This is a genomic window from Streptomyces sp. RLB3-17 (assembly GCF_007113425.2).
Classification (GTDB): Bacteria; Actinomycetota; Actinomycetes; order Streptomycetales; family Streptomycetaceae; genus Streptomyces; species Streptomyces mirabilis_D.
The window spans coordinates 5056485-5078840 of record NZ_CP041610.2; the positions used below are offsets into that span (position 1 = coordinate 5056485).

Below are 22356 nucleotides of genomic sequence, written 5' to 3' on the forward strand. Positions count from 1 at the left end.
CCCAGGGGGGTTCACTTACGAACCCCCCTTGCCTTTGTGGGTGTTCATGTGAACCCCCTAATGAACGCTCCCGATTGCGCGGCTCGCGCCGTTCACTGTTCGGCACGGAGCGACGGGCGACAGAGCCCGTCGATGTCGGCAGGGGACGCAATGGATGCTCGGCAGAGCACACGCAGAGCGAACACCCCTCGGGTGGTCTCGCAGCGTGAAGCGGCGCAAGACCCCTCGTCGGGTCACTTCCGGGCGATGACGATCTTCGACGAGTCCACAAGCACCGTGTACGCCGCGCGCAACATGGTGAGCGGCTGCCTCCAGGACTGGGGATTCGGCGACATGGTCGACGATGCCCGGCTCGTTGTCTCGGAGCTGGTCGGTAACGTCGTGCACCACGCGGTGCCGGACGACTGCCTGGCGCGGCCTGGTGCCGCACGGAAGATCGACGTGCTCGTGAAGGCGTGGCCCGGGTGGCTGTTCATCGGTGTTGCCGATGAGGACTCGACCCCGCCCGACCTACCGGTGGGTGAGTTCGTTTCGCCGGAGCTGGCGGGCGACTTCGCCGAGGCGCTGTTGCCGGACCGTGGGCGCGGGCTGCTGATCGTTCAGCGGCTGGCTGACGCGGTGTGGTGGTCGCCGAAGGGGCCGGGCGGCAAGACCGTGTGGTGCCGCTTCGACCTCGACGGCACGACGTAGATCTCCGGGCTGTCTCCCCTGTCTGCTCCCACGCGATCGGGAGTGGAAGGCGGCCCGGACGCTGGCCGGAGTCTGACCACTCCGGCCACAAGGGGCGCGGCTCCTCGGACCATCCCGGGGGCTCCCCTCCCGAGCGAGGGGCCGCGCTTCACAACCTCATACCGAGACCGGACCACCCCCGCGCCTGGCAGCTACCGGGGTGGTCCGGGAGGGGACGCGACGGTCCCCGGTGCCTGATGGTACCGGGGCCGTCGTGCTGCATATCGGCCCTGACCAAACGAAGTTGACGAACCATTACCTAGATCAGGGCAGAGGTGGGCAAGGTGGCTGGCTCGGGTGAGGACTGGATGGGCGATGCTCTCGACATCGCGGGTGCAGGCTGCGGTCTGTGGGTTCCCAGTGTCGACTACGTGGCGGCCTGGCGCGGTGCGCGGGAGGCTGCGGACCGGCTGAACCGGGCGCTGCTCGGTGCGGGGTTCGAGTTGTCCGAGGTGCGGGCTGTGGCCTCGACGAACGAGGGCGGGCGCGGGGTCATACGCATGGCGGGCTGGCCGGACGCAGTGGAGCGGCTCGCCGTGCTCCTGGAGGCGGTCACCTCGGGCGACGACGGCGGTGCGGCGTGAGGGGCGTTTTCGCCGGGGAGTGGCGCGCGTGGGCACGTCGCCGGCCGCAGAGACTTTGGACGGTAGCTGCCATGGGGCGAGTGAACAGGGGGCCTTACGCTCGCCAGCGGATCGGGCAGTCCTTGGAGCTGCCCGCAATAGCCCGATCGGCCCCCTGTTCTTCGAGGCTCGCCCCATGGGAGCTGTCTAAAGTCTCTGCGGCCGGCGACCCCCAGCCCCGCGGGCCCCGACCCATGCCGTCCGGTCGACGCCTCGACTCGTTGGGTGTGCTGCGGTCGGGGGCGCCCGGCGACCGGACGGGACCGGCGGCCACGCCGCACGCCCGGCCGGGGCGGCCGGGCGGCCCGGCGCGCCGCAGGCGCGCCCTTGAGGAAGTGAAGACGTATTCGACCGATCTACGGTTCTCGGTCCGTCTTCGGCTCGAAGCGGCGAGCGTGGGCCGCGGCGCGCAGCAGCGATTGGGCAACTCGCTCGGCGTCATCGGCCGACAAGAGAATCTCTTGGGTAAAGAGCACCGCCAGCCGGACTGTGCCGTTCAGGGCGTTGGTTGCGACGTCGACCTGTACCCCGTTGCCCGTCACGTCGTAGACCTCAAGGTCCAGATCGCTTCTGAATGCGCTCATGTCCTGAGCATGCAGCACGGGGTGCGCCGGCGTTCATGCGCTGGTGCGCCGCACGGGCTCCTTGTCGGCGGTGATCCGGTAGGCGACTTCGGCACGGTCCGCCCCGACGCGGAGCTCTTCAAGAATCAGCGGACGGCCACTGGTGCCGTGCGTGACGCGGGACAGGTGCAGGATCGGCGTTGCGTCCGGGAGCTGGAGGGCGGTCCGCTCGTCCGGGAGTGGCATGCGGGCGCGGACCGTCTCCGACCACCACAGCTTGTGTCCGGCCTGGGTGAGAAGCCAGTAGACCGACGCGGGGCGCTGGTCCGGGGCCTCGGCAAGCAACGGGATCTCCTCGGCCACCTCGAACGGGATCAACGTCCGGTGCATCGCCCGCGTGCCGCTGGCAGGATCGGTGAGCAGCCGGTCACAGCCGAAGAGGGCTTCCTCCTCACCGAGTTCGAGGAGCTGGCCGGTGGCCGTCGTCGTGTGCGAGCGGTACGGGGTCGGCTCCTCGGCCTCGGCCCAGACGGCGCCGTTGGGCATCACGAATCGCCCCTCCGCCGTGCGGCTCACGCGGCGGTCGAGGGTGACGGAGGGCTGTCCGTCGGAGCGTACGAAGCTGCCCTTGCCGTGCCGCACCTCGATCAGGCCTTCCGCTCGCAGGGCTGCTACGGCGTTGCGGACGGTGGGGCGCGAGACCTTGTAGCGCTCGATCAGCTGGGCCTCCGAGGGCAGCGGAGCGCCGGGGGCGAACTCGCCCTTCAGGATCGCTTCCCGGATCGCGGCGGCGACCTGCTGGTAGAGGGCTCCGGGGCGTTGGATCTCCGTCATCTCGGCACCTTCGGGTCGAAGTCGTAGGCACGTCGCACGCGCGACATCACTCGTCAGCATAAGTAGTTGCTTCCTCGCCGTACAGACCCGCATAGTCATCACTCGTAAGGACAAGTGACGTCCGAATATGTCAGACGTCCCGACTGGCCAAGGAGGCCACGCAATGCAGTCCATTCCCGTGGACACGGCACGACTGGGCGTACTGCGGTGCGCCATCACACCCGAAGCAAAGATCAGCAACTTCGAGACACAGGAGGTGAAGAAGGACCGGGACGGCAACACGATCTACACCGTCGCCGTCACGGTGCGGCAGGACGGCCGGCGCATCTCCGTCATCGAGATCGCCGTCGCCGGTGAGCCGAAGGGCATCGAGGAAGGCCAGATCCTCAAGGTCACCGGACTCACCGCGTTCGCCTGGGCCATGGGCGACCGGCACGGAATCAGCTTCCGCGCCGACGCCATCACCCCCGTGCCCAGCACTCCCGCGCCGAGCAAGACCGGGGGTGCGTGATGGGACCGATCGCACTTGCCTTCGGGCTCGCCCTGCTGGCGTGGGTGCTCGTCGTCGGTGACCTGCTGCGCCGACACCGTCCGGCCTGGCACTGGTACCTCGCCGGCTACCCGGCCACCGCCTGCCGGGTGATGTTCACCTGGCGCAAGGTCGCGATGCTCAACGACCTCGCCGTATCCACCCGTGCACCCCGCGGGCTCCTCGGGGACCTGGTCGTCAAAGGCGACCCGCTGCGACCGGTTGTTCCCCGGCTCTCCTTCCCGCGGGCCAACCGCATGGGACTGACGGCGACCGTGCGCCTGCATGCGGGCCAGACCCCCGCGACCTACATGAAAGCGGCGGACGCGCTCGTGCACGCGTGGAAGGTCCACGCGGTGCGGGTCACCTCGCCGGAACGGGGTCTCGTGCTGCTGACCGCAACTGCGAGTGATCCGCTGGCTCGGCCCGGCTTAGCCTCCGCGCCTGCCGCGCTGCTGTCCGCGCTCATCGGCGTGCTGGAGAGCGGGGGCGCGTGGGTCATGGACCTGCGGCTCGTGCCGCACTGGCTCATCGCCGGCGCCACCCGCTCCGGCAAGTCCACTCTCCTCGCCCGACTGATCACCCAACTCGCCCCGCAACCCGTCGCCCTGGTCGGCATCGACTGCAAGGGCGGCATGGAACTCGGCCTCTTCGCCGACCGGCTCAGCGCACTGACGACATGCCGCCGTGAAGCGGTCGCAGTCCTGGCCGCACTCGTCGACGACATGCAAGAGCGCATGCATGCCTGCCGCACGGCCGGAGTCCGCTCCATCTGGGAGCTCCCCGACAAGCTGCGGCCCATACCGGTCGTCGTGATCGTCGACGAGATCGCGGAGCTCTACCTCTCCGACGGCCGACGCGAGAGCAAGGCAGAAGCCGAACAGTGCTCCACCCTCCTGCTCCGCATGGCCCAGCTCGGTGCCGCACTCGGCATGCACCTCGTCGTCGCCGGCCAACGCGTCGGCTCCGACCTCGGCCCCGGCGTCACCGCCCTGCGGGCGCAGCTCGGCGGCCGGATCTGCCACCGGGTCAACGACCCCGGCACGGCAGAGATGACCCTCGGGGACCTCAACAAGGACGCCGTCGTCGTCGCCCAGTCGATCACCCCGGACGAGAAGGGCGTCGCAGTCTGCACCGGGCCCGAGGGCGGCTGGAGCCGCGCCCGCTCCCACCTCACCTCGACCGAAGAGGCCTCGGCAACGGCCCGCAAGCACGCGGATCTCACCCCCGAACTGCCCGCCATAGACCGTGCCCTCGCAGCGCTCGAAGGAGACGACAAGTGATCAGCACAGGTACCGCCGTGTCCCTCGTGGTGGTCTTCGGGATCATCACCTTCCTCCTCATCCGGTCCCGCGACGTACGCGCCTGGGAAGCGATCTGCATCGCCCTCTTCGGCATGTACCTCGGCCAGACCCCCGTCAGCCTGACCATCAACGGCCTCCTGACCTGGGTACTGAGCGGCTTCTCCCACTTCTAGACCGGCAGGAAGGACAAACGCCATGCCCATGTCCCGCGTGAGGTGCCCCCACTGCAAGGGCGACGGAGCCCGCAAAACCTGGACCGGACGACTCCGCCGCTGCCGCGTCTGCCGCGGCACCGGAACCATCCGCTGACCCACCCGCCCAACACCACGCCCGACCACGCAAGGGAGCGATCCCCATGACCGACAGCGCGCCACCAACCATCACCCGTGCCGCTGCGGCGGCCCACCCCGGAAGGTCACCACCATCACACCCGGATTCACCCCGGCTGACAGGCGCGCCGCCCTCGACCGCGCGGCGCGCCTGCGTCAGCTCCCCGAAACAGACCGAGACGCAATACGCATCGCCCAAAATCCCCAGTTCACACGCTGGCTGGAACAGATCACGGCCACAGGCGGCTGTGCGCACCCCGTGCACCTGTCGGGCTCAACGACCACACACGACCCGGCAAGCGGCGAGATCCTCCACCACTACGACACCCGCACCGAACCCGGCGAACGCCTCCTCGTCCGCTGCCGCAACAGACGCGCGACCGTCTGCGCCCCCTGCTCCCGACTCCACGCGGGCGACACCTACCACCTCGTCCGCGCCGGACTCCTCGGCGGCAAGAACGTCCCCGCCACGGTCCGCGACCGACCCCGGCTCTTCATCACCCTCACCGCCCCATCGTTCGGGCCCGTGCATCGCGCCGGGGAGCGCTGCCGCCCTCGTCGCGACCGCGGGCGGTGCGAGCACGGTCGGCCCCTCGGCTGCGGCGCCATCCATGACACGAACGATGCCTTCGTCGGCCAACCCCTCTGCGCCGACTGCTACGACTACCCGGCGCACGTCCTCTGGCACGCGCACGCTGGCAAGCTCTGGGACCGCTTCGTCATCGGCGTCCGGCGCCAACTCGCTACGGCGGTCGGCCTCATACAGTCACACTTCTCGTCGCACGCCCGGCTGTCTTTCACCCGCGTTGCGGAGTACCAGAAACGGGCGGCCGTGCACCTCCACGGTGTCGTACGCCTCGACGGCCCGGCCGGACCGCACGACGAATCCCCGGCGTGGGGCAGCGCAGACCGGCTCGCTGATGCCGTGCACGTATCTGCCCGGCGGGTCCTGGTCCGCACTCCCTACAGTCCCGCCGTCGGCGAACTCGATCTCCGCTGGGGCGCACAGATCGACGCTCGCCCCCTCCGTGCCGACGGAGTGGGACCGGACGACGATGCCGTGGCCGCGTACGTCGCCAAGTACGTCACCAAAGGAGCGCAGGAGACAGGCGCCGGCACCGACCACAGGCTCACGGCCTGGGAAGACATCGACGCAGTCCCTGTCACCGACCACGTGCGGGCGCTCATGCGCACCTGCTGGCGCCTCGGCGGTCTGCCCGAACATGCACCCCTGAACCTCCGGGCCTGGGTCCACACCCTCGGCTACCGGGGCCACATCCTCACCAAATCCCGTGCCTACTCGACGACCTACGCGGCCCTTCGCGCTGACCGCGCCGAACACGTCGGTCTCGACACCATGCCCGGCACGGCCACGGATGGGCACTGGCGCTACGTCGGCTCCGGCCACACCCCCGGCGCCGCACTCCTGGCCGCTGGAGTAGCCGAAGACATCGCCGCGAACCGTGAGATCGCCCGTGAAGAGCGTGAGGTGCCCCGGTGACGAGACACCACAGCGAGCAGTGGGCTCGGGCGGTCGAGCGCCAGGCGGCCAAGTTCCCCACACGCATAGGGCCGAAAAGCGCTACGCGTCTCGCGCGGCTCCTCGGCCCTGCACGGAGGGATTCCTAGAAGATGATTGATTCCAAGGAGCTCAGCGGCGGCCTCGCCGGTCCTCGTAGTTGACGAAGAAGCTCACAACAATGAGCAAGCCGAAAATCCCCAGGGCGAAGGTGCCGAGGATCGTCCAGATCCCCTTCCCGTCCAACGCAGAGCGCACCCCACCGGCGAGCCCGCCGACGGCCATGCAGATGCCGAAGACGACCATCCGTGAACTTTGGGGTCTCAGCCAGTGCCGCAGGTCCGGGCGGCTGCGCCCGCGCGTGGGCGGTCCAGCGGAGTGCGTCATTGGTACCTCACCTTTCCCGGTTCCCCTGGGGCGTCCACATGGGTGTCGCCCGGCCCCTTGGGTGCCTCGGGCGTGTAGTAGAAGTCGACCCCCGTCGCGACCACGGCGACCGGCACGCCAAATATCTTCTCCCCGAACTTGCCGATCGTATTGATGAACGTGGGGCGATGATGTTTCCCGGTTACGTCGCTCAGGAGCGCGCCCTTGGCGAGGTGCTTGCTGGCCTCGCCGCCGGCCGCAGAGGGGGCACCGCCGATTGCGCCCTGTATCGCGCCGTTGAGGTCTCCGTGCAGTGCCGCCTCGCCACCACCCATCCAGGAGCGGTAACTGAGGAACTCGGCAATGGGCTTGATGGTGCCGCTGCCCCACTTCGCGGGCGGCGTGTACTCCACCGAATCCGTCTTCGTCTGCTGCGCCTGTCGGGCGTCGGTGCTCGCGTCCTTGAGGGAGCCGTAGTACGTGCTGCCGAACTCGTGCTTGTCCTTGGTGAGTTGCCACAGGCCCCAGGAACAGGTCGAGTCCGCTTCCGCTGCGCGGGCGATGATCGCATCGATGCGGCGTTGCAGGGCGTCGAAGTCGTCCTGGGTCACCACGGACTCGGGATCCCCGTGCGACATGCGCTGGGGCTGGACGCTACGGCTCAGCGTGCCGTCGGCATGGATCGTGATGCCTACGGGCGGATTCTCGCAGAGAACCTTCAGGTCGTCCCTGGCCGCCTTGATCTTGTCGTGCGCGGAACTCAGCAGGTTCCCGACGCTCTCCGCTTCGGTGACCGCGTCGGTGAACTCGCCCGACACCCGGACGACGAACGGTTTGGTGACGGAGGCGTTCTCACCCTTCCACTCGGTGCCCTGGGCCAGGCTGCGCATACTCCCGGCCTCTTTGGCGACTTTGTTCAGCAGGACCGCCATGGCGGCCCAGTCGTCGGCCGCCGACTGCAGCGGTGAGAGATTTACGTGGAAAAGTTCTTCGAAGGTCGGCACCGGCTCCCCCTGTTGGTCCCGGCGTCGCCGCCGGCGTTTTCCGGAGGGTTCTCGGTCCGCTTCGGAATCCCTCCGCCCCGCACACACTGACCAGACGTCACATGATGGGACCGTCCGCCTTCGGGACGTGGGGCGCGTCGGAGTCGGAGGTGGGCGGCGGCACGTCGAGGTATTCGGAGATCTTGGAGACCTGTATCTGCGCGGCAATGCCGTGGTCGTCCTGCTTCGACGACTTCACCGAGTAGTCGAGATGGTTGGAGATCTGAGCGCAGGCGTCGACCAGCACCTGAAGCTGCCCCTGCCAGCCCTCTTCGGCCTTGGCCAGTGCGGCGCCCATGTCGAACCCGTCGTTCTCCAGGCTCTTCGCGGCGGCCTCGGTGTGTGACTGCGCATGCTTGCCGGCGCTCGACAAGTGCTGATGCAGCAGGAACGCGGCATGCCCGATCTTCCCCATGTCGTCATACCTGAGGATCAGGTCCGCGCCATCGGGCGACGATCCGCCGGGATCCATGGGCACGCTGTCCAGCCGCATCGCGGACTTCGCCTTCAGGTCCGCCCACTCCTGATCGAACGACATGCCTTCACGCCCCCGATATCGTTGATCCAGCAAGGCTACCCCTGAAGACGCATCCAAAGATTGCTGGCAGCGGTAGGAGGGCGTTAAGAGGAGTGCGGCCAGCCTCAGTGAGCTGTACAGCTCACCACTCCTGCCCTCTCTGGCTAGTCCAGCGGGTTCGGCTTGATGTCCACCCGGTCGGTGTCGAACCCCCTGCCCTTCCTCGTCGGTGGGAGTACGACTACGGCCGCGAACAGGAAGCGGTAGATCGCGTTCATGCGCTCGTAGTCCTCGTCTTCCTCCAGCTTCTTCCAGTTGGCTTCGGCCTCCGGACCAGCAAGCCCCTCCAGGACGGCGATCGGCCTCTTCACCGTCTTCCGCTGGCGCTCCTTCATCCGCTTGAGAACGACGGCGCGCATGGCGTGGAACTCGGCCGTCGTGAAGTCGTCATCCGTGAGCCACAGCTGTTTCAGCTCTTCCAGCTTCGCTCGGTCCTTCTCGTCCGCGAGAACATCGGCCTCGGGGCGCGTGGTCGCGGCGGGCTCATAGCCGGAGGTGTCCAGCTTGGTCAGGACCTTGATTGCGACGTCCCGTGCGAAGGTTTCGAGAGGCACTGCCGACACGGATCGATTGCACTTCTGCTGATCAACGTCGTCGGCGCGAGTGCATCGGTAGTTGGCGTACCGGACGGTGTTCGTGCCACCCATGCGCGCTCCGCACGCGCATGTCACCACTCCGCGCAGCACGTAGTACCGGGTCGGGCGCTTCTGCTTGTCCCTGGATTGCGCGGCCCGGTACTCCCTGAACCGCTGAACCTCGTCCCACTGGCCGCGATCAATGATGGCGGGCCACGTCCCGGTTCCCACTTCCTCGCCCTGGTGGATCCGAACACCCGCCACGAAGTTGGACGACAGCAGATGTCGGACGTTCTCCGGCTGCCACGTCTTGCCCTTGGACGTGGTCACTCCCCGCGCGGTCAGGTCCTGGGCAATGCCCAAGGGTGACTCACCGTCCAGATACCGACGGAAGACCTCGCGGACGATCTCCGCCTCTTTCTCGATGATCGCCTGACCGTTGCCGGTGTAGCCGTAGGGACGATTGCCCACATGCGGCTTGCCCTCGCGGGCCTTGTCCTTCAGGGCGTCCTTCAGCCGTCGTGACGAGTCGTCGGAGGAGCGGCAGGCGTGGGCCACCTCGATACGGAGGATGAACCGGTCGTCGGGGTCCGACAGGTCGCGTCGGTTCGCCTCGCCGTGCAGGAGTACGCGCTTGTCGTCGGCTATCGAGAGAAGCTCTTCGAGGTCCTTGGGCTGCCGCATGAGGCGGTCGGGGTGGTAGACGATGACGTGCCGGATCTCTCCTTCCCCCATCGCCCTGAGCATCTCTTCCCATCCGGGCCGCTTGCGGTTGCGCTGCCACGCCGAACGGTTGTTGTCCACGTAGATGTGGGCCGCCTCGACACGGAGCTGAAGCCGTTCGGCGATCTCCCGGCAGATGCGTTCCTGCCGATCGACTCCGGTCTGATCCTCGTCCTTGGTGTGGGAGATCCGGCAGTAGATCGCTGCGGGCTCGCCTGGGGTGATCGCGGTCTTGGCTAACTTGGATCGGCTCATGACAAATACTGTATGAGCCGGGTATGACATCGATCATCGTCGGCGCGGCGATCGGGGCGGTGTTCTTCAAGGAGCGGTTCGGGGCGCCCCGCATCGCGGCGGCGGGGCTGCTGGTGGTGGGGATCGGTCTAATGCTGCACGCGGGCTGATGCCGTACGCGAGCTGACGCCGTACACGGAGTGATGCCGGGTACGGGCTGATACCGCGGCACACGGTGAGGCCGCGCGCGGAGCGATGCCGCACGCGGCGTGGGTCGGCCGTCAGTGGGCCACCGGGGTCACCGCTGTGTACGTACGGCGCAGGAAGCGGATCAGAACCTTCGAGTCGAACTGCACCACCGACACCCCTTGCGCGGAGTGGAACTCCACGACCGCCTGCACCCGGCCGCACGGCCACACGCGTACGTCGCCGGACTCGACCGGACCGCGCAGGCCTCGTTCGAGGAGCTCCCGGGGGAAGGCCCACTCGTGGGGGCCGGGCAGCGTCATGTGGACCTGGCGGGGATCAGCATCGGGGTCGTAGCTGAGGGCCACCGGGACGACCTGGTGTTCGTCCTCGGCGGTGTCTGCCGTGTCGGTGACGATGTGGGCCCGTGCGTACTGTTCGACGGCAGACATGAACCGACTCCTTGCGCTGCGTTACCTGTGTGGAATATATGAATCCGTCACCTCTCCAATGTCGCACATTTCGGAGATTTCGCCCACGGACTCCCATACCCCTCGGGTTCCCTGATCGGCCCTCGCCATGCATCACCGCCTCGCCGCTATTCATGGGCATCTCGCTCTTGCAAACCATTCGCAACAAGGCACTATCATCGAACGGTGCATGTGCCTGACGGATTCATCAACGCCCCGGTCTCCGCGGTCACCGGAGTGGTCGCCGCCGGCGCCATCGCCGTGAGCCTGCGGGGCGCCCGCCGCGAACTCGACGAGAAGACCGCGCCGCTCGCCGGCCTGGTCGCCGCCTTCATCTTCGCCGTACAGATGCTGAACTTCCCGGTCGCCGCCGGGACCAGCGGACATCTGCTCGGCGGCGCGCTCGCGGCGATACTCGTCGGCCCCTTCACCGGGGTCCTCTGTGTCTCCGTGGTCCTGCTGATGCAGGGCATCCTCTTCGCCGACGGCGGCCTGACCGCACTCGGCGTGAACATCACCGACATGGCGATCGTCACGACGGTCGTCTCGTACGCCGTCTTCCGGGGCCTGGTGAAGGTCCTGCCGCGCAAGAAGCGCTCCATCACCGTGGCGGCCTTCGTCTCCGCGCTCCTCTCCGTCCCGGCGGCCGCCGTCGCCTTCACCCTCATCTACGCCCTCGGCGGCACCACCGACGTCCCGATCACCAAGGTCGCCACCGCGATGATCGGCGTGCACGTCCTCATCGGCATCGGCGAGGCCACCATCACCGCTCTCACGGTCGGCGCGGTCATCGCCGTACGACCGGACCTCGTGTACGGGGCGCGCGGTCTGCAGCAGCGGCTGAAGCTGCGCGTCGGCGGCGACCTGGTCGACGCACCCGCGCCCGCCGCCGTCCCCGTGGCCGCCCGGACCTCCCGCCGCAAGGTGTGGGCGGTCGGCCTCGTCACCTCCCTCGTCCTCGCGGGCTTCGTCAGCTTCTACGCCTCCGCGAGCCCCGACGGCCTGGAGAAGGTCGCCAAGGACCAGGGCATCGACCAGAACACCAAGAAGCACCACACCGAGGACTCCCCGCTCGCCGGGTACGGCGTCAAGGACATCTCCGACGCACGGATCTCCGGCGGCCTCGCGGGCGTGATCGGCGTCGGCGTCACCGTCGTCGCGGGCACGGGGATCTTCTGGGCGGTGCGCAGGCGCCGCACCGCCGACGTCTCGCCCTCGCAGGTGGCCTGAGGTGGGCGCGGGTCACGCACACCGGCTCTACCGGCACGGGCACTCCCCCGTGCACGCCCTGCCCCCGCACACCAAACTCGCCGCGACGTTCGCCTTCGTCGTCGTGGTCGTCTCCACCCCGCGCGAGGCGATGTGGGCCTTCGCGCTGTACGCCGCGCTCCTGGCGACGGTGGCGTACAAGGCCCGCGTGCCGGCCGGCTTCCTGCTCAAGCGGCTGCTGATCGAGATCCCGTTCGTCGCCTTCGCCGTGCTCATGCCGTTCGTGGCGCAGGGCGAGCGGGTGGACGTCCTCGGTCTGTCGCTCAGCGTGAACGGTCTGTGGGGCGCCTGGAACGTCCTCGCCAAGGGCACCCTCGGCGTCGCCGCCTCCGTGCTCCTCGCCTCGACGACCGAACTGCGCGAACTGCTGCTGGGGCTCCAGCGGTTGAAGCTGCCCCCGCTCCTCGTGCAGATCGCCTCCTTCATGATCCGCTACGGCGATGTCATCACGGACGAGATGCGACGGATGCGGATCGCGCGCGAGTCGCGGGGCTTCGAGGCCCGGGGTGTACGGCACTGGGGCGTCCTCGCGAAGTCGGCGGGCGCGCTGTTCATCCGCTCCTACGAGCGCGGGGAGCGCGTCCATCTCGCCATGGTGAGCCGGGGGTACGCCGGTTCGATGCCGGTCATCGACGAGGTGACCGCGTCCCGGGCGCAGTGGTCGTACGCCCTCGCCCTCCCGTTCGCCGCCCTTGTCGTCTGCCTGCTGGGATGGACCCTGTGACCCCCTCTCTGGAAGTGGCCGGACTGGCCTTCGCCTACCCCGACGGCCACCAGGCCCTCTTCGGCGTCGACTTCACCGTCGGACGTGGCGAGCGTGTCGCGCTGCTCGGCCCGAACGGTGCCGGCAAGACCACCCTCGTCCTCCATCTCAACGGCATCCTGACCGGCGGCGCCGGAACCGTGACGGTGGCCGGACTCCCGGTCGGCAAGCGGCACATGGCGGAGATCCGGCGCAAGGTCGGCATCGTCTTCCAGGACCCGGACGACCAGCTCTTCATGCCGACCGTGCGCGAGGACGTGGCCTTCGGGCCGGCCGCGGCGGGCCTGAAGGGCGCCGAGCTGGAGGAACGCGTCCGCACGGCGCTGGAGCGGGTCGGCATGGCGGACTTCGCCGACCGCCCCCCGCACCATCTGTCGTTCGGGCAGCGACGCCGGGTGGCCGTCGCGACCGTCCTCGCCATGGAGCCGGAGATCCTCGTCCTCGACGAGCCGTCCTCCAACCTCGACCCGGCTTCACGCCGCGAACTCGCCGACATCCTGCGGTCGTTGGACGTGACCGTCCTCATGGTCACGCACGACCTGCCGTACGCCCTCGAACTGTGCCCCCGGGCGCTGATCCTGAGCGACGGCGTGATCGCGGCGGACGGGAAGACCGGCGAGCTGCTCTCCGACGACGAGCTGATGCGCACCCACCGTCTGGAGCTGCCCTTCGGTTTCGATCCGCGCTCGACAGCTGTGCGTACTCCGTGACAATGGGCGCGTGACGAAACAAGGGGACCAAGAGGACTTCGGATCGGCCGGGTCGCTGTTCCTCGACGACCAGCTGTGCTTCGCGCTGTACGCGGCCCAGCGCGCGGTGACCGCCGCGTACCGCCCGCTGCTGGAGGAGCTCGGCCTCACCTACCCGCAGTACCTCGTCCTGCTGTTCCTCTGGGAGCGCGGCGAGACCACGGTCAAGGAGCTGGCGGGCGCGCTGCGGCTGGACTACGGCACGGTGTCGCCGCTGCTCAAGCGTCTGGAGTCGGCCGGTCTGGTCCGCCGTGAACGCTCGCCGCGCGACGAGCGGTCGGTGCTGGTGGCCGTCACCGGGCGCGGCGAGGCGCTGCGGGAGCGCGCGGCGGGCGTGCCGCGGGCGCTGCTGGCGTCGACCGGGCTCACCGAGGACGAGGTGGCCAGGATGCGGCAGGAGCTGTGGGGGCTGGCCGAGCGCGCGGAGGGTGCGGCGGGGCGCGGGCGCTGACCTGCCCGTCCAGGGAGGAGCGGGGGTTACCGGCGGTTTCTGCCCCCTGCTGAGCACACCTTCCATACCGGCCGGTACCTTGTGCACGATGTACTTGCACACTTCTGTGTTTTCCGTCCTGGGGGAGGTCCCGCCATGATCGATGGCACCGCTGTCGGCGACACCGCTGTCGACACTCGTCCGACGAAAATCATGTACGTCGCCGAGGCCACCGCGCACGGCGGCCGGGACGGCTATGTCACCAGCCAGGACGGCCAGATCGAGCTGAAGGTCGCGATGCCGCCCGCGCTCGGCGGTGACGGCAACGGCACCAACCCCGAGCAGCTCTTCGCGGCCGGGTACAGCGCCTGCTTCCACAACGCGCTGGTGCTGGTGGGCCGCCGCGCCGGACTGGACCTGACCGGCTCCACCGTCGCCGCGAAGGTCGGCATCGGACCCAACAAGCAGCGCGGCTACGGCCTCGCGGTCGCCCTGAGCGTCTCGCTGCCCGTCCTCGACCAGGACGTCGCGACCAAGCTCGTGGACGCGGCGCACGAGGTCTGCCCGTACTCGAACGCGACGCGGAACAACATCGAGGTCACGATCCTGCTCGGCTAGGAATCGAGCCTTCCGCGTGTGTGTTGCATCCACTGTTGGGAGTGGCCGGGCGACAGGGAGTACGGACGTGAACGTGAACGGCGAGGTGGCCGAGGGCTTCGAGCCGGTCAGGGAGGCGTTCGCACGCAACTTCGAGACGCTCGGGGAACGGGGTGCTGCGGTCTCCGTGTACCGGCACGGGCGCAAGGTCGTCGACCTGTGGGGCGGCACGCGGGACGTGGACGGTACGGCGGATTCGGCGCCCTGGGAGCACGACACGGCCCACGTCATGCATTCGGCGACGAAGGGTGTCGGGGCCGCCGTACTCCTGATGCTGCACGAGCGCGGCGAGCTGGACCTGGACGCACCGGTCGGGAAGTACTGGCCCGAGTTCAAGGCTCGGGGCAAGGAACACCTCCTGGTCCGGCATGTGCTGTCGCACCAGGCGGGCGTGCCCGTGGTCGACGCGCCGCTGACCCCGGCCGAGGCGGCGGACCCGGACCGTACGGCCGAGTCGATCGCCGCGCAGACCCCCCTCTGGGAGCCGGGCACGGACCACGGCTACCACCCCCACACCTTCGGCTGGATGCTCTCCGAACTGGTCCGCCGGGTCACCGGCGGCCGGGGCGTGGGCGAGTTCGTCGCGACGGAGATCGCCGCCCCGCTCGGCCTGGACCTCTGGGTCGGGCTGCCGGGGGCCGAGGCCCACCGGGTGGGCCGCGCGGGCCGAGTCGATGCGCCCGAGCCGTCGAGCGCTCTGCGCACCCGCCCGAAGCGGTCGGTGGCCGAGGCCTACAACGACCCGGACTCGACGACCGTCCGCGCCTTCGCCGCGATCACCCCGCCCCCCGACGACAACGACCCCGCCTATCGCGCCGCGGCCCTCCCCGCCTCCAACGGCATCGCCACGGCCGACGGTCTCGCCCGTTTCTACGCCGCGCTGATCGGCGAGCCGGACGGCACCCGGCTGTTCACCCCGGCCACGGTCGACCTGGCCCGCGCCGAGGCGTCCGCGGGACCGGACCGCACCCTGGTCATCACCACGCGTTTCGGCCTCGGCTACATGCTCCACGGCACGGCCTCCCCGCTGCTGGGCCCGGCCTCGTTCGGCCACCCCGGCCGCGGCGGACCACTGGGCTTCGCGGACCCCGAGTCGGGCATCGCCTTCGGCTACATCACGAACGGCTTCCGCAAGACGGTGACGGCGGATCCACGGGCGCAGGCGCTGGTACGGGCGCTGCGGTCGGCGCTGTCGTCGTAGCCGACCGGGCCGGGTGCATGTCCTGGCCGACCGGGCCGGGTACGTGTCGGAGCCGACCGGGCCGGGGCCGCGTCGTGGTCGATCCGGCCGGGGCCGTGCCAGGACACCCCCGCGATCCTGGCCCGCCCCTTCCGGTCCGCCCGTCCCTCGCCGCGCGGCGATCACCAGAATGCGCGGCCGACCGCCCGCCTGTCGTTGGCACACCGTCGCCACCTACTTGGCGCAGGGTCCACGGCCTTCCGGACGTACCGCACGCTCCTCCGCCACCGCCTGCCTCCGGAGTTCACTCGGCGGGACGCCATGGGCGGCGCGGAAGGCCCGGGTGAACTCGGCGGCGCGGGGGAAACCCCAGCGGGCGGCGACGGCATGGACCGGCATCGCGCGCAGCACCGGGTCGGCGAGGTCGCGACGGGCGTTCTCCAGCCGCTGGTCTCGGATGTAGGAGGCCACGGTGAGGCCCTCGGCCTGGAAGAGGCGGTACAGATGGCTGCGCGAGATGTGGTGCGCGGCGGCGATCCGGGCGGGGGTCAGCTCCTGGTCGCCCAGATTCCGGCGGATGAACGCCTTGATGCGCAGGGTCAGCGTCCGGCCGCGGGTCTCCGGCGGCAGCAGGGCCTCGGCGTCCAGGGCGCCCGCGAAGACGGCCGTGACCAGGTCGGCGAGGACCGTTCCCAGCCGGGGTCCGTCCGACGGCTGGTAGGAGCCGGTGTCCGAGGCCAGCTGGACGAGGAACTGCCCCAGGAGCGCGCCGACTCCCTCTTGGCCCGAGATCCGGCTGCCGATCACCAGGTCGGCCCGGTTCGCGGGCAGCGCCACCAGCGACCGCGGGATCTCGACTCCCACGAGGCTGACCGGCTCGGCGCCGGTGTGTATCTCGTACGACCGCGAGGAACAGTTCGTGTGGATGTCGTTGACCCGGTACGCGGCCTGCTGTCGGCCCCAGGCCGCCGCTCCCTCTCCCCGCAGCAGGAGGGAGAGGTGGTACACCTCGGGATCGGACTGGCGGATCAGCTTCGGCGTCCGGCGGAAGACCAGATGGTCGAAGGTCGCCGGCCAGACCGTGACCTCGCCCAGCCCGATCATGCGCTGGTGCGCGCGGTAGTCCGCCGCACGGTCGCTGGCCAGCTGCATGGGCGCGTGCGTACGGCCCATGCGCTGCGTCCACGCCTCGAACCGGTCACCGACCGGCAGGTCCGCGGTTTTGAAGACCGACTCGTGCAACACGATCAGCGGACGGACACGTGCGCCACGAACCGCCTCCAGCTGGCGGGGGCAGCGGCCGTCTCGACGCAGTCGTCACCCGCACTGCTGCTGTGGCTGCTCTTGAACCAGTGGAGTTCCGGAGTGCTCATAGTTCCCCCAGCGCTTGCTCAGTGAAGGCTTGCGACTCCCGTGGCGAGAGAGCCTGAGCTCGGATGATGCCATACCGCGATTCGAGGACCCGGAGCTGCCTCAGGTCCGAAACCGGACGGCTGTTGAACGCTCCGTCGGAGCGCCGTTCCGCACGCCCGACCTGCGGCCTCCGTCCGGCTCGGGCGGTGGCCGGGCAGTCGGCTCAGCGGCGGCGACTGGCCGGCTCAAGCGCCGGGTTGACCGCGTGGGCGTCGGCCGGCCTGATCGTGCGGCCGGGGGCGACGATCTCATCGATGCGATCGAGGAGTTCGCCGGACAGCACCCGGTCGCCGCAGGCCAACTGCGCGTCCAGCTGCTCCGTGGTGCGCGGGCCGATCAGCGCGCTGGTGACCGCCGGGTGGCCGGTCACGAAGGCGAGGGACATCTCGACGAGGGACATGCCGTTCTCCTCGGCGAGGGTGTAGAGCTGCTCGGCGGCTTCGCGCTTGCGGGCGTCGTCGGCCGTGGCGGGCGGCATCGGGCGCCCGGCCGCCAGCCGGTCCCGGTACGACTGCTCCACCGCACCCCCGGGCCGGTACTTGCCCGACAGGAACCCGCTCGCCAGCGGACTCCAGGTCAGCACCCCCATGCCGTACTTCCGTGCCGTTGGCAGCACATCGGCCTCGATGCCGCGTACGAGGATCGAGTACGGCGGCTGCTCGGTCACGAACCGCGCGAGTCGGCGCCGCTCGGACACCCACTGCGCCTCGACCATCTCGGCGGCGGAGAACGTCGACGTACCGATGTAGAGGATCTTCCCCGCGCGCTGAAGGTCCGTCAGCGCCGACAGCGACTCCTCGATGTCCGTGGTCGGGTCCGGGCGGTGCATCTGGTAGAGGTCGATGCGGTCGGTGTCCAGGCGGCGCAGGCTGTCCTCGACGGCCTTCACGATCCAACGGCGCGAACCGCCCTGCCTGTTCATGACGGCGGGACCCTTCATCTCGCCCAGCCTGCTGATGTCCCCCAACGGCAGGCGGAACTTGGTGGCCAGGACCACCTCGTCCCGGTCCACACCCTTGAGCGCCCGGCCGACGAGTTCCTCCGAGACACCACCGGAGTAGGCGTCGGCCGTGTCGATGAGGTTGACGCCCGCGTCCAGGGCGCGCCGCACCATGGCGGTGGTCTCCGCCTCGGTGGTGCTCCCGAACGAGCCGAAGTTCATCGTCCCGAGGGCGAGCGAGCTGACCTGTACGCCGGTACGGCCGAGAGTCCTGTACTGCATGGGGAGCCTTCCTTCGATCAGAGGGCAGAGAGCAGGGAGCAGGGAGCAGGGAGCAGGGAGCAGGGAGCAGCGAGCAAGGAGCAGAGGGCACAGAGCAGAGGTACGGGTGTGCGCCGCATGTGACACCAAGACCCTACACGGGACTGATTGCCAATATGACACTGAGTCCCAGATTGAATCGCGTTCCGCTAGCCTGACCGCATGCAGGCGAACCGGGCGAACCCCACAACTCCGAGGACAACCCCCAAGCTCTCCCTCCGCGAACGCCAGCGCGCAGCCGTCCGCGCCGAAATCACCCTCGCGGCCATGGAGTTGTTCCTCGCCCACGGATTCGACGAGACCACCGCCGACCAGATCGCAGAGAGGGCCGGCGTCTCCCGCAGCAGCTTCTTCCGGCACTTCCCGACCAAGGAGGACGTGGTCCTCGCGAGCTTCGCGACCGCCGGTGAGCGGGTCCGTGACGCCCTGCGGGCCCGCCCGGCCGACGAGTCCGCCTGGGAGGCCCTCGCGCACGCGGCCGCCGTCCTCCTCGACAGCTTCGTCGACGACCCCGAGCGCAGCCTGCGCGCCAGCGCGATGCTCACCCACACCCCGTCCCTGCGCGCACGCCACATCGAGAAGCAGTTCCTCTGGCAGGAACTCCTGATCCCCGACGTACGCGCCCGCCTCGGCGGCGGTGACGACGTCGGCCCCCCGGACGCCCGTGCCCGCGCCCTCGTCACCGCCGCCCTCGGCTGCTCGGACGCCGCGATCCACGAATGGGTCCGGGCGGAGGGCGACGCCGACATCCTGGGCCTGTACGCCGACGCCCTCGCCACCGTGCACACCGGTACGCGCTAGACATGGCGAAGGGGCACCCCGCCGCAACGCGGGGTGCCCCTCACCACCTCAGCCGGTCAACCGGACGCCCAGACGGTCAGGCCTCAGACCCGTACCAGCTCCCGGTCCTCGTCCCGGCCTCCGCCGGCCTTCTCCTCCGCCGTGCGCAGGCCCTCGCCCTCGACGTCCACGTTGGGAAGCGCCCGGTCCAGCCACTTCGGCAGCCACCAGGCCTTCTTCCCGAGCAGGGCCAGCACCGCCGGGACGATCGCCATGCGGACCACGAACGCGTCGAAGAAGACCGCGATCGCGAGGCCGAAGCCGATCATCTTGATCATCGACTCGCTGGAGCCGATGAAGCCGGAGAAGACGGCGATCATGATGACCGCGGCCGCCGTGACGACCCGTGCGCCGTGCCTGAACCCGGTCACGATCGCCTGGTGGGGCTTCTCCCCGTGGACGTACGCCTCGCGCATCCGGGTCACGAGGAACACCTCGTAGTCCATCGCGAGACCGAAGACGACACCCACCATGAAGATCGGCATCATCGACATGATCGGGCCGGTCTCCTCGACGCCCAGGAGGCCGGACAGCCAGCCCCACTGGAAGACGGCGACGACCGCGCCGAGCGCCGCCATCACGCTCAGCAGGAAGCCGAGCGCCGCCTTCAGCGGGACCAGGATCGAGCGGAAGACCACGATCAGGAGGAGGAAGGCGAGGCCGACGACCAGCGCGAGATACGGGATCAGCGCGTCGTTCAGCTTCTGCGAGAAGTCGATGTTCATCGCGGTGGTACCGGTGACCAGCACCTTCGCGTCGGTCTCCGTCGTGATGCTGCCGCCCGCGTCACGGATGGCGTGCACCAGGTCCTCGGTCTTGACGGAGGACGGCTTGGAGTCGGGGATGACCGTGATCGTCGCGGTGTCCCCGGCCTTGTTGAACGCCGCCGGGCTGACCGACACGACGTCCTTCATGTCCTTGACCGTGTCGGTGACCTTGGTGGCCGCGGCCTTGGGGTCGTCGCTGGACTTGCCGTCCACGACGAGCATCAGGGGGCCGTTGAAGCCGGGACCGAAGCCGTCGGACAGCGTGTCGTACGCCCGGCGCTGCGTGGTCGACGTCGGCTGCGAACCGTCGTCGGGCAGACCCAGCTGGAGCGAGGCCGCCGGGAGCGCGGCGGCGCCCAGGCCGATCACACCGAGCACCAGCACCGCGAGCGGCCGGCGCACGACGAAGCTCGCCCAGCGGGTGCCCATGTTGGGCTTGCCCGCCTTCTTCGCGGCACGCCCACCGCCGAGGAGCTTGCTCTTCTTGCCCGCGGGCTGGACCTTGCGGCCCGCGTAGCCCAGCAGGGCCGGAATCAGCGACAGGGCGATCAGTACCGCGATGGCGACCGTGCCCGCCGCCGCGACACCCATCTTCGTCAGCATCGGGATGTTGACGACCGACAGACCGACCAGCGCGATCACGACCGTCAGACCGGCGAAGACGACCGCCGAACCCGCCGTGCCGACGGCCCGTCCGGCCGCCTCCTCGCGCTCCCGGCCCTCGGCCAGTTCGGCCCGGTAGCGGGAGACGATGAAGAGGGCGTAGTCGATGCCGACCGCGAGGCCGATCATCATCGCCAGGGTGGAGGTGGTGGTGCCCAGGTCCAGCGCGTTCGCCAGCGCCGTGATCGTCGAGACGCCGATACCGACGCCGATCAGCGCGGTCAGCAGCGGCAGCCCGGCCGCGATCAGCGAACCGAAGGTGATGACGAGCACGACCGCGGCGACCGCGATACCGATGACCTCGGTCGACCCGGTCTCGGGCGTCGCCTGGAGCGCGTCACCGCCGACCTCGACGCTCAGCCCGGCGTCCCGCGCCTGCTGCGCGGCCTCCTCCAGGGCGGTCTTCGAGGAGTCCTTCAACTCCATGCCGGACACCTTGTACTTCACCGAGGTGTAGGCGACCGACCCGTCCTTGCTCACCGCGTGGGACTTGAAGGGGTCGGACACGGAGGTGACCTCGGAGCCGTCGCCGAGCGCCTTGACGGTCTTCTCGACGGTCGCCTTGTTGGTCTTGTCGCCCATCTTCTCGCCGGCGGGCGCCTTGAAGACCACACGCGCGGTCGCGCCGTCGGCGCTCATCCCGGGGAAGCGCTGTTCCAGCAGGTCGAAAGCTTTCTGCGCCTCGGTGCCGGGGATCGAGAAAGAGGACGCTCCCGCGGTGGGCGCGGAGGCGGCGCCGACACCCGCCAGCGTCAGCAGGGCCACCCATATCAGGGCGACGAAATGGCGTCGCCTGAAGGCGAATCGGCCGAGTTTGTAAAGGAATGTGGCCACGAGGGCGTACTCCCGGTCAGGTCGTTTGCTGGCAGCTGGGCAGGGGAGATCAGCCCGACGACGTGAGCGGTCGCGTCAGGTGCACGTAGGCGTTACTGAAGGTCGGGCAGGCTCAGGCGCCGAGAGCGGGGAGGATCACGGCGTCCATGTACGAGGTGAGGAAGTCCTGGGTGGGTGGCAGTTCGTCGACGATGCCGCGCACCGCGAAGGCGCCGATCATCATGTGCAGCACGTAGTCCTGGGCGGGGTTGTCCGCCCGGATCTCGCCTCGGTCGACGGCCCGCCGCAGGATCTCGCGGAGCATCTCGGTCTCCGGCTCGATGATCCACTCGCGGAAGGCGCGCAGGAGATCGGGGTTCCCGTGCAGTGCCGTGGCCAGACCCCGCATCAGCGCGGAGTTCTGCTCCATGTGGCAGTCGTCCTCACGCCTCACCATGGCGTGGAAGTCGCCCCGCAGGGACCCGGTGTCGATGTCACTGGTGATCGGCTTCTCGTGCCGCAGCGCCTTCACGACGAGCTCGGCCTTGCCGCCCCACTGGCGGTAGAGGGTGGCCTTGCTCGACCGGGTGCGGGCGGCGACGGCGTCCATGGTCAGGGCGTCGTAGCCGACCTCTCGGAGCAGTTCGAGCACGGCCGCGTACAGCTCGGCCTCGCGCTCGGGGGTGATCCGACTGCGACGCACCGTTGCGGCTTCAGCCATCCCACTCACCTTCTCTGCTCCGGACGACACGGTTTCGTACACCCATGAAGATACCCCGAGTTTCAAAGAAACGAAACCGTTTCGTACGTGTGCTGGGTCACGCACATCCGAAAAGACACCTACTCACAAGTTGCCGGGCGCCTCCGGGAGGAAAAGCATGGGTAGGTGAGCGATGCGTACGAGAAGGCGCACAGCGCCCCGTCCGGGGCGCGGGGACCCGCGCGAC

25 protein-coding genes and 2 pseudogenes are annotated in these 22356 nt (G+C 69.3%); 14 read left to right on the forward strand and 13 right to left on the reverse strand.

What is annotated here, in order from left to right; all coding sequences use genetic code 11:
- Positions 1 to 246: 246 nt before the first annotated feature.
- Together FNV62_RS22915 and FNV62_RS22920 are read left to right on the forward strand one after the other, a co-directional pair.
- Positions 247 to 690, forward strand: coding sequence for an ATP-binding protein (locus tag FNV62_RS22915; protein WP_318658471.1), 444 nt, complete (start codon positions 247 to 249; stop codon positions 688 to 690).
- Positions 691 to 1013: 323 nt separating this feature from the next.
- Positions 1014 to 1313, forward strand: coding sequence for a hypothetical protein (locus FNV62_RS22920; protein ID WP_144315607.1), 300 nt, complete (start codon positions 1014 to 1016; stop codon positions 1311 to 1313).
- A 395-nt stretch (positions 1314 to 1708) separates the two neighbouring features.
- Here FNV62_RS22920 and FNV62_RS22925 read toward each other — a convergent pair whose 3' ends face one another.
- Positions 1709 to 1936, reverse strand: a complete 228-nt coding sequence (locus FNV62_RS22925; protein WP_144315608.1) for a hypothetical protein — start codon at positions 1934 to 1936, stop codon at positions 1709 to 1711.
- Between the two features lie 33 nt (positions 1937 to 1969).
- Positions 1970 to 2749 carry a GntR family transcriptional regulator gene (locus tag FNV62_RS22930; RefSeq protein WP_144315609.1) on the reverse strand — a complete coding sequence of 260 codons (780 nt, stop codon included), beginning with the start codon at positions 2747 to 2749 and terminating at the stop codon, positions 1970 to 1972.
- A 163-nt stretch (positions 2750 to 2912) separates the two neighbouring features.
- On the opposite strand from FNV62_RS22930, the gene FNV62_RS22935 reads away from it, so the two are divergent.
- The 4 genes from FNV62_RS22935 to FNV62_RS22950 all read left to right on the forward strand — a co-directional run bounded on the left by FNV62_RS22935 (position 2913) and on the right by FNV62_RS22950 (position 6412).
- On the forward strand, positions 2913 to 3260 hold the full coding sequence (locus FNV62_RS22935; RefSeq protein WP_144315610.1) for a hypothetical protein: 348 nt from the start codon (positions 2913 to 2915) through the stop codon (positions 3258 to 3260).
- Entirely contained in the window at positions 3260 to 4561 is a 1302-nt protein-coding gene (locus tag FNV62_RS22940) for an FtsK/SpoIIIE domain-containing protein (RefSeq protein ID WP_144315611.1), read from the forward strand. The genes FNV62_RS22935 and FNV62_RS22940 overlap by 1 nt, the downstream gene beginning before the upstream one ends.
- Complete coding sequence (locus FNV62_RS22945; protein ID WP_143608071.1) at positions 4558 to 4755, forward strand: hypothetical protein; 198 nt, start codon at positions 4558 to 4560, stop codon at positions 4753 to 4755. The genes FNV62_RS22940 and FNV62_RS22945 overlap by 4 nt, the downstream gene beginning before the upstream one ends.
- A gap of 307 nt (positions 4756 to 5062) precedes the next feature.
- Positions 5063 to 6412: a replication initiator gene (locus FNV62_RS22950; RefSeq protein ID WP_144315612.1), complete on the forward strand. Its 1350-nt coding sequence runs from the start codon at positions 5063 to 5065 to the stop codon at positions 6410 to 6412.
- Positions 6413 to 6562: 150 nt separating this feature from the next.
- Here FNV62_RS22950 and FNV62_RS22955 read toward each other — a convergent pair whose 3' ends face one another.
- From FNV62_RS22955 to FNV62_RS22970, 4 genes are all read right to left on the reverse strand, one after another.
- Positions 6563 to 6736 carry a hypothetical protein gene (locus FNV62_RS22955; RefSeq protein ID WP_225900338.1) on the reverse strand — a complete coding sequence of 58 codons (174 nt, stop codon included), beginning with the start codon at positions 6734 to 6736 and terminating at the stop codon, positions 6563 to 6565.
- A gap of 77 nt (positions 6737 to 6813) precedes the next feature.
- Positions 6814 to 7800: a hypothetical protein gene (locus FNV62_RS22960; protein WP_144315614.1), complete on the reverse strand. Its 987-nt coding sequence runs from the start codon at positions 7798 to 7800 to the stop codon at positions 6814 to 6816.
- 97 nt (positions 7801 to 7897) lie between these two features.
- Positions 7898 to 8377: a hypothetical protein gene (locus FNV62_RS22965; protein ID WP_144315615.1), complete on the reverse strand. Its 480-nt coding sequence runs from the start codon at positions 8375 to 8377 to the stop codon at positions 7898 to 7900.
- Between the two features lie 143 nt (positions 8378 to 8520).
- On the reverse strand, positions 8521 to 9969 hold the full coding sequence (locus FNV62_RS22970) for a recombinase family protein (protein ID WP_144315616.1): 1449 nt from the start codon (positions 9967 to 9969) through the stop codon (positions 8521 to 8523).
- Positions 9970 to 9995: 26 nt separating this feature from the next.
- On the opposite strand from FNV62_RS22970, the pseudogene FNV62_RS22975 reads away from it, so the two are divergent.
- Positions 9996 to 10118, forward strand: a pseudogene (locus FNV62_RS22975) (EamA family transporter); the annotation flags it as partial.
- Between the two features lie 111 nt (positions 10119 to 10229).
- Here FNV62_RS22975 and FNV62_RS22980 read toward each other — a convergent pair.
- Complete coding sequence (locus FNV62_RS22980) at positions 10230 to 10586, reverse strand: SsgA family sporulation/cell division regulator (protein ID WP_097285072.1); 357 nt, start codon at positions 10584 to 10586, stop codon at positions 10230 to 10232.
- Positions 10587 to 10790: 204 nt separating this feature from the next.
- Here FNV62_RS22980 and FNV62_RS22985 point away from each other — a divergent pair, with 204 nt between their 5' ends.
- The 6 genes from FNV62_RS22985 (at position 10791) to FNV62_RS23010 (ending at position 15673) form a co-directional block, all read left to right on the forward strand.
- Positions 10791 to 11834 (forward strand): energy-coupling factor ABC transporter permease, encoded by a 1044-nt coding sequence (locus FNV62_RS22985; RefSeq protein WP_097285073.1) that lies wholly within the window; start codon positions 10791 to 10793, stop codon positions 11832 to 11834.
- A gap of 1 nt (position 11835) precedes the next feature.
- Positions 11836 to 12597, forward strand: a complete 762-nt coding sequence (gene cbiQ, locus FNV62_RS22990; RefSeq protein ID WP_097285074.1) for a cobalt ECF transporter T component CbiQ — start codon at positions 11836 to 11838, stop codon at positions 12595 to 12597.
- Positions 12585 to 13346, forward strand: coding sequence for an energy-coupling factor ABC transporter ATP-binding protein (locus tag FNV62_RS22995; protein ID WP_079089439.1), 762 nt, complete (start codon positions 12585 to 12587; stop codon positions 13344 to 13346). Before cbiQ ends, FNV62_RS22995 begins: the two co-directional genes overlap by 13 nt.
- A 10-nt stretch (positions 13347 to 13356) precedes the next feature.
- The gene (locus FNV62_RS23000; protein ID WP_097285075.1) at positions 13357 to 13836 is read left to right on the forward strand and encodes a MarR family winged helix-turn-helix transcriptional regulator; all 480 of its coding nucleotides are present in this window, start codon (positions 13357 to 13359) and stop codon (positions 13834 to 13836) included.
- Between the two features lie 135 nt (positions 13837 to 13971).
- The gene (locus tag FNV62_RS23005) at positions 13972 to 14433 is read left to right on the forward strand and encodes an organic hydroperoxide resistance protein (protein WP_054233059.1); all 462 of its coding nucleotides are present in this window, start codon (positions 13972 to 13974) and stop codon (positions 14431 to 14433) included.
- A gap of 67 nt (positions 14434 to 14500) precedes the next feature.
- Entirely contained in the window at positions 14501 to 15673 is a 1173-nt protein-coding gene (locus tag FNV62_RS23010; RefSeq protein WP_143601909.1) for a serine hydrolase domain-containing protein, read from the forward strand.
- A 213-nt stretch (positions 15674 to 15886) separates the two neighbouring features.
- Here FNV62_RS23010 and FNV62_RS23015 read toward each other — a convergent pair whose 3' ends face one another.
- The 4 genes and pseudogenes from FNV62_RS23015 to FNV62_RS23025 all read right to left on the reverse strand — a co-directional run bounded on the left by FNV62_RS23015 (position 15887) and on the right by FNV62_RS23025 (position 18287).
- Positions 15887 to 16897, reverse strand: coding sequence for a helix-turn-helix domain-containing protein (locus tag FNV62_RS23015; RefSeq protein WP_097285076.1), 1011 nt, complete (start codon positions 16895 to 16897; stop codon positions 15887 to 15889).
- A gap of 2 nt (positions 16898 to 16899) precedes the next feature.
- Positions 16900 to 17025 (reverse strand): DUF397 domain-containing protein, encoded by a 126-nt coding sequence (locus FNV62_RS23020; protein ID WP_143601910.1) that lies wholly within the window; start codon positions 17023 to 17025, stop codon positions 16900 to 16902.
- Positions 17022 to 17183, reverse strand: a pseudogene (locus FNV62_RS55770) (transcriptional regulator); the annotation flags it as partial. The pseudogene FNV62_RS55770 and the gene FNV62_RS23020, both read right to left, overlap by 4 nt.
- 45 nt (positions 17184 to 17228) lie before the next feature.
- On the reverse strand, positions 17229 to 18287 hold the full coding sequence (locus tag FNV62_RS23025; protein ID WP_143601911.1) for an aldo/keto reductase: 1059 nt from the start codon (positions 18285 to 18287) through the stop codon (positions 17229 to 17231).
- A gap of 201 nt (positions 18288 to 18488) precedes the next feature.
- Between FNV62_RS23025 and FNV62_RS23030 the strand changes: the two genes are divergently transcribed.
- Positions 18489 to 19127 (forward strand): TetR family transcriptional regulator, encoded by a 639-nt coding sequence (locus FNV62_RS23030; RefSeq protein ID WP_143601912.1) that lies wholly within the window; start codon positions 18489 to 18491, stop codon positions 19125 to 19127.
- Between the two features lie 83 nt (positions 19128 to 19210).
- Here the strand turns inward: FNV62_RS23030 and FNV62_RS23035 are convergent, their stop codons facing one another.
- Positions 19211 to 21430 carry an MMPL family transporter gene (locus FNV62_RS23035; protein ID WP_143601913.1) on the reverse strand — a complete coding sequence of 740 codons (2220 nt, stop codon included), beginning with the start codon at positions 21428 to 21430 and terminating at the stop codon, positions 19211 to 19213.
- A gap of 112 nt (positions 21431 to 21542) precedes the next feature.
- Entirely contained in the window at positions 21543 to 22130 is a 588-nt protein-coding gene (locus FNV62_RS23040; RefSeq protein WP_054233064.1) for a TetR/AcrR family transcriptional regulator, read from the reverse strand.
- Positions 22131 to 22356 lie beyond the last annotated feature (226 nt).

Coding starts and splice junctions, on each gene's coding strand:
- FNV62_RS22915 (WP_318658471.1), top strand. CDS start 247: ATGACGATCTTCGACGAGTCCACAAGCACCGTGTACGCCGCGCGCAAC.
- FNV62_RS22925 (WP_144315608.1), bottom strand. CDS start 1,936: ATGAGCGCATTCAGAAGCGATCTGGACCTTGAGGTCTACGACGTGACG.
- FNV62_RS22930 (WP_144315609.1), bottom strand. CDS start 2,749: ATGACGGAGATCCAACGCCCCGGAGCCCTCTACCAGCAGGTCGCCGCC.
- FNV62_RS22935 (WP_144315610.1), top strand. CDS start 2,913: ATGCAGTCCATTCCCGTGGACACGGCACGACTGGGCGTACTGCGGTGC.
- FNV62_RS22940 (WP_144315611.1), top strand. CDS start 3,260: ATGGGACCGATCGCACTTGCCTTCGGGCTCGCCCTGCTGGCGTGGGTG.
- FNV62_RS22955 (WP_225900338.1), bottom strand. CDS start 6,736: ATGGTCGTCTTCGGCATCTGCATGGCCGTCGGCGGGCTCGCCGGTGGG.
- FNV62_RS22965 (WP_144315615.1), bottom strand. CDS start 8,377: ATGTCGTTCGATCAGGAGTGGGCGGACCTGAAGGCGAAGTCCGCGATG.
- FNV62_RS22970 (WP_144315616.1), bottom strand. CDS start 9,969: ATGAGCCGATCCAAGTTAGCCAAGACCGCGATCACCCCAGGCGAGCCC.
- FNV62_RS22980 (WP_097285072.1), bottom strand. CDS start 10,586: ATGTCTGCCGTCGAACAGTACGCACGGGCCCACATCGTCACCGACACG.
- FNV62_RS22995 (WP_079089439.1), top strand. CDS start 12,585: ATGGACCCTGTGACCCCCTCTCTGGAAGTGGCCGGACTGGCCTTCGCC.
- FNV62_RS23005 (WP_054233059.1), top strand. CDS start 13,972: ATGATCGATGGCACCGCTGTCGGCGACACCGCTGTCGACACTCGTCCG.
- FNV62_RS23020 (WP_143601910.1), bottom strand. CDS start 17,025: ATGAGCACTCCGGAACTCCACTGGTTCAAGAGCAGCCACAGCAGCAGT.
- FNV62_RS23025 (WP_143601911.1), bottom strand. CDS start 18,287: ATGCAGTACAGGACTCTCGGCCGTACCGGCGTACAGGTCAGCTCGCTC.
- FNV62_RS23030 (WP_143601912.1), top strand. CDS start 18,489: ATGCAGGCGAACCGGGCGAACCCCACAACTCCGAGGACAACCCCCAAG.
- FNV62_RS23040 (WP_054233064.1), bottom strand. CDS start 22,130: ATGGCTGAAGCCGCAACGGTGCGTCGCAGTCGGATCACCCCCGAGCGC.